The 4,858-nt window shown below is 63.2% G+C and carries 4 protein-coding genes; all 4 read left to right on the top strand.

Features of this window, described 5'->3' with window-relative positions:
• Positions 1-2,062 (top strand): molybdopterin cofactor-binding domain-containing protein (locus ACFFAR_RS24840; protein WP_375508634.1); only part of this gene is annotated, 2,062 nt, incomplete at its 5' end.
• A complete protein-coding gene (locus tag ACFFAR_RS24835) occupies positions 2,059-2,874 on the top strand; it encodes a xanthine dehydrogenase family protein subunit M (protein ID WP_062171448.1) in 816 nt (271 codons plus the stop codon). The genes ACFFAR_RS24840 and ACFFAR_RS24835, both read left to right, overlap by 4 nt.
• Positions 2,871-3,401: a 2Fe-2S iron-sulfur cluster-binding protein gene (locus ACFFAR_RS24830; protein WP_174364522.1), complete on the top strand. Its 531-nt coding sequence runs from the start codon at positions 2,871-2,873 to the stop codon at positions 3,399-3,401. Before ACFFAR_RS24835 ends, ACFFAR_RS24830 begins: the two co-directional genes overlap by 4 nt.
• A partial coding sequence (locus ACFFAR_RS24825; RefSeq protein WP_375508633.1) for an AMP-binding protein occupies positions 3,394-4,858 on the top strand: 1,465 nt, incomplete at its 3' end. The genes ACFFAR_RS24830 and ACFFAR_RS24825, both read left to right, overlap by 8 nt.

Below are 4,858 nucleotides of genomic sequence, written 5' to 3'. Positions count from 1 at the left end.
CACCGCGCTCGATTACGATCAGGTCGAGGACTGCGGCGGGTATCTGCGTGCGCCGGAACCTGCCACGTTTTATCGGATGCATGGGTGCTTGACGGGTGCCTACGACGTTCCCAACCTGCTCGTGCGCAACCGGGTCGTATTGACGAACAAGACGCCTACGGGCCTCGTGCGCGGCTTTGGCGGACCGCAGGTCTACTTCGCGCTCGAGCGGCTGATGCAGCGCATTGCCATTGAATTGAAGCTCGACGTGCTCGATGTGTATCGCCGAAATTTCGTGCCGGCCAACGCCTTCCCGTATCGCGCCGCTGCGGGCGCCTTGCTCGATTCGGGCAACTACCAGGAAGCGTTGAGACGCTCGATTGCCGAAGGCGGTTATGAGGAGTTGAAAACCCGCCGCGATAGCGCGCGCCGGGAGGGCCGTCTGTACGGTATCGGCTTTGCGGCGATTGTCGAACCTTCCGTATCGAACATGGGTTACATCACGACCGTGATGCCCGCCGATGCACGCAAGAAAGCCGGTCCCAAGAGCGGCGCGATTGCGAGCGCAACGGTCAGCGTCGACTTGCTGGGCGGCGTGGTCGTGACGATCGCGTCCACGCCGGCGGGGCAGGGACACATGACCGTTTGCGCGCAAGTTGTAGCCGATGCGCTCGGTCTGTCGCCCCATGAGATCGTGGTGAACGTGGAGTTCGATACCCACAAGGATGCATGGTCGGTTGCAGCCGGAAATTATTCGAGCCGTTTTGCAGGCGCGGTCGCGGGCACGGTGCATCTCGCGGCCGTCAAGGTGCGCGACAAGCTCGCGCGTATCGTCTCGTCGCAGCTCGAATGCAAGCCTGAGGACATCCGTTTCGAAGGCGGACGGGTCTATCGGGACGGCGACGAAGACCACGCCATGCCCTTCGGGCGCGTGGCGAGCAATGCGCCTCACTGGGCGCCTGCGTTACTGCCTGCGGGCGAAGAACCGGGCTTGCGCGAAACTGTTTTCTGGACTCCGCCGAACATGGATGCGCCGGATGAACAGGACCGCATCAATACGTCGGCGGCTTACGGTTTTGCATTCGACATGTGCGGCGTGGAAGTGGATCGCGCCACGGGGCGCGTGCGTATCGACCGTTATGTGACCACGCACGATGCAGGCAAGCTGCTGAACCCCGCACTCGCCGACGGCCAGATTCGCGGCGCTTTCGCGCAAGGACTCGGCGCGGCGTTGATGGAAGAGTTCCGCTACGGGTCCGACGGCAGTTTTCAGTCGGGCACGCTCGCGGACTACCTGATGCCGACCACGTGTGAAGTGCCCGATCCGATCATCCTCCATACGGAAACACCGTCGCCATTCACGCCGCTCGGCGCGAAGGGCCTGGGCGAAGGCAACAACATGAGCACGCCGCCATGCGTGGCCAATGCGGTTGCCGATGCACTTGGCGTCGATGACATTCGCTTGCCGCTGACGCCATCGAAAGTGATGGGGCTGATCGGTATCGATGACCCGGAACCGTCCCGGCCCGAGTTCCGCGAAGCGCAGCAAAAGACGCCAGTGCTGCCGGGCGGCAAGGCGCTGACCGCGCAAGGCAGCGTGGATCTGCCGGCATCGCCTGAAGCGATCTTCGCGGTGCTGCTCGATCCGGTTGCGCTCGCGAAGGTCATCCCCGGTTGTCATGCGCTCGAGGCGAAGGGCGAAAACACGTATCGCGCGGATGTGACGGTTGGCGTCGGCATGATCAAGGCGCGCTTCGAAGCGGAGATCGGGCTGTCGGATCTCGATCCGCCGCATCGTTTGCGGCTTGCCGGTGCGGGCATGTCATCGCTCGGCAGCGCGCGCGGTAACGGTCTGGTCGAGCTGACGCCTATCGATAAAGGCACGCGCCTGACGTACGACTACGAGGCGCAGGTCTCAGGGAAGGTCGCGGCGGTCGGTGGCCGCATGCTCGAAGGCGCGGCAAAGGTCGTGTTGCGGCAACTGTTCGAATCGCTGGGACGTCAGGCCGCAGGCAAGCCCGTGAAGTCGAATGGCGGGTCGTGGCTTGGCCGCATCCTCGGCCGGTTCGGGAGGCGTTCATGAAACCCGCACCATTCGATTATCTGCGCGCCGCGAACACGCACGATGCGCTCGACGCCCTCGCGCAATCAGGCGAAGACGCGCGCATCCTCGCCGGCGGCCAGTCACTCATGGCGGTGCTCAACATGCGGCTTGCGCAACCGCGCGTGTTGATCGACATCTCGCGTACGGCCGATCTGGAAGCGGTGCGCATCGAGAAGAACCATCTGGTCGTGGGTGCGGCAGCAACGCAAGGCAGCGTGGAATGGCGCGCATCCTTGCGTGATGAAGTGCCGCTGCTCGCACTTGCTTTTCCGAACATCTCTCACTTTCAGATCCGCAACCGCGGCACGGTTTGCGGCTCGATCGCGCACGCCGATCCCAGTGCGGAGTTGCCGCTCGTGCTGTCTCTGCTGGGCGGCGATGTGATGCTGCGTTCGAAGAAGCGCAAACGCACGCTCAAGGCGGAAGACTTCTTCCAAGGCATGTTGATGACCGCACGCGAACCCGATGAGCTCCTCGAAGCCGTGCGCTTCCCGCTGAAGAAACCCGGCGAACGATACGGCTTCGAGGAATTCTCTGTACGGCACGGCGACTTTGCGATGGTCGGCTGCGCCACGGTCGTGACCGACACCGCCATCCGCATCGCGGTTGGCGGCGTTGCAGACAGACCCGTGGTCGAACAGTGGCCCCGTCTGCAAGGCGACGACTTGCGCGGCGCCCTGAACGACCTGAGCTGGAAGCTGAACGCGCAGGACGACGCGCACGTCAGCGCAACATACAGACGCCATCTTGTGCGGCAACTTGGATGGCGCGTCATTGAGGAGGCGAAGTGAGCAACACGTTATCGGTCAGGCTGGATCGCGGCGAGCGTCGGCAGATCACGCTGACGTTAAACGGACGTGAACGCAGCGGCTATTGCGAGTCGCGCGACTTGTTGTCGGACTTCGTGCGGCATGAACTGGGCGCAACCGGAACGCACGTGGGCTGCGAGCACGGCGTATGCGGCGCGTGCACGGTGCACGTGGACGGCGTCGCCGGGCGGTCGTGCCTGATGCTTGCGGTCCAGGTGGAAGGGCGCCGCGTGGATACCGTCGAAGGTCTTGCGGCGGATCAGACACTGGGGGACTTGCAGCAAGCGTTCCAACGCCATCATGCGTTGCAGTGCGGCTTCTGCACGGCAGGAATTCTGATGTCGTGCGCCGACTATCTCAAACGCGTGCCCGACCCCAGCGAAACCGAAGTACGCGAAATGCTCTCTGGCCATCTGTGCCGATGTACTGGCTATACGCCGATAGTCGCCGCCGTGCTCGACGTGGCGGCGCGAAGAAATGCGGGCAGGAAGGAGCCGGAACATGCTTGATCTCGGCCGAACCTTCTTGCAGAGTGTGGAGCGCAGCCCGAACACGCTCGCACTTGTGGATGGCGACAAACGCCTGACCTATGCGCAGTGGCACGAAGTCATTCTGCGTGTAGCCGGTGGCCTGCGCGAGGTGGGCATCGAGCGCGGCGACCGTTTGCTCGTCGTGCTGCAAAACCGATGGGAGATGGCGACGCTGCACTGGGCCTGCCAGTTCGCGGGCATCGTCATGACGCCGCTGAACTGGCGTGCAAAGCCGGAAGAACTGGATTATTGCGTGACGGATTCCGGCGCGAAAGCAATCGTATTCGAGCCTGTTTCCGCCGACGCCGTGCAGGGCAGCGCAGCAGCGCAGGAGATCCCGCGCATTGCACTGGACGAAGCGCGCGGCACGCTCTCCTTCGACACGCTCCTCAACGCGAACGCAGCGAACACTACGGCCGAAGCCTCCGCCGACGATGTCTCTCTGATCCTTTACACATCCGGCACGACCGGCAAGGCGAAGGGTGTGCCACGGCGCCATCGACACGAACGTGCCGCTGCGCTCGCACATGTTGCGCAAAACTTGTATCGATACAACGAACGCACGCTCGGCGTCATGCCGCTTTATCACACCATGGGCGTGCGTTCATTGCTCGCCATGGCGCTGGTCGACGGCTTGTTCGTCTGCGTGCGCCGCTGGAATGCGGCACAGGCGCTTGCATCGATCAGTGAATTCGAACTCACGTGCCTGTACCTCGTGCCGACGCTCTATCACGATCTCCTGGCAGCGCCAGGTTTTGCGGACGCTACGACGAGATCGGTCACGAAGCTGGGTTTTGCAGGCGCTCCCATGAGCGACGGCTTGCTCAAACGTCTCTTCGCCGCATTCAAACCCGAGCTCTTCGTGAACCACTATGGATCATCCGAGGTGTACACGGTCAGCATCGATCAGGATGCCATGCGCAAGCCGGGCAGTGCCGGGCGCGCAGGCATCAATACGCGATTGCGAGTGGTCAAGCTCGACGCCTCCTCGCCAACGGACTTCGCGGCGGTCAACGAGGAAGGCCAGATCATCGCGGACCTGCTAGGCGACGAAGCGTTCGAAGGCTACTGGAACCGTCCGGACGCGAACGCGAAGTCCCTGCGCGACGGCTGGTACTTCACCGGCGACACTGGCTTCTTCGACAAGGACGGCGACCTCTTCGTGAGCGGCCGCGTTGACGACATGATCATCAGCGGGGGTGAAAACATCTCGCCGGTCGACATCGAATCGGTCCTGTCATTACATCCCGCAGTGGACGAAGTGGCGGTGGCCGGCGTGAAGGACGAACGCTGGGGCCAACGCGTGGTGGCCTTCATCAAGCGCCGCCTGGTCAAGACCGCCGAGATGGGTGGCCAACGCTTCCCCGCCCTGGCCGAAACCGCCGAGCGCTTCAACGACACCAGCTGGTTCTGGACCGACGACAATGCCAAGGCCG

Source organism: uncultured Caballeronia sp. (assembly GCF_964243625.1).
In the GTDB taxonomy this organism is placed as follows: domain Bacteria; phylum Pseudomonadota; class Gammaproteobacteria; order Burkholderiales; family Burkholderiaceae; genus Caballeronia.
The sequence above is the reverse complement of the archived record's forward strand: the minus strand, read 5'-3'. Positions and strand labels throughout refer to the sequence as shown.

Coding starts and splice junctions, on each gene's coding strand:
- ACFFAR_RS24835 (WP_062171448.1), top strand. CDS start 2,059: ATGAAACCCGCACCATTCGATTATCTGCGCGCCGCGAACACGCACGAT.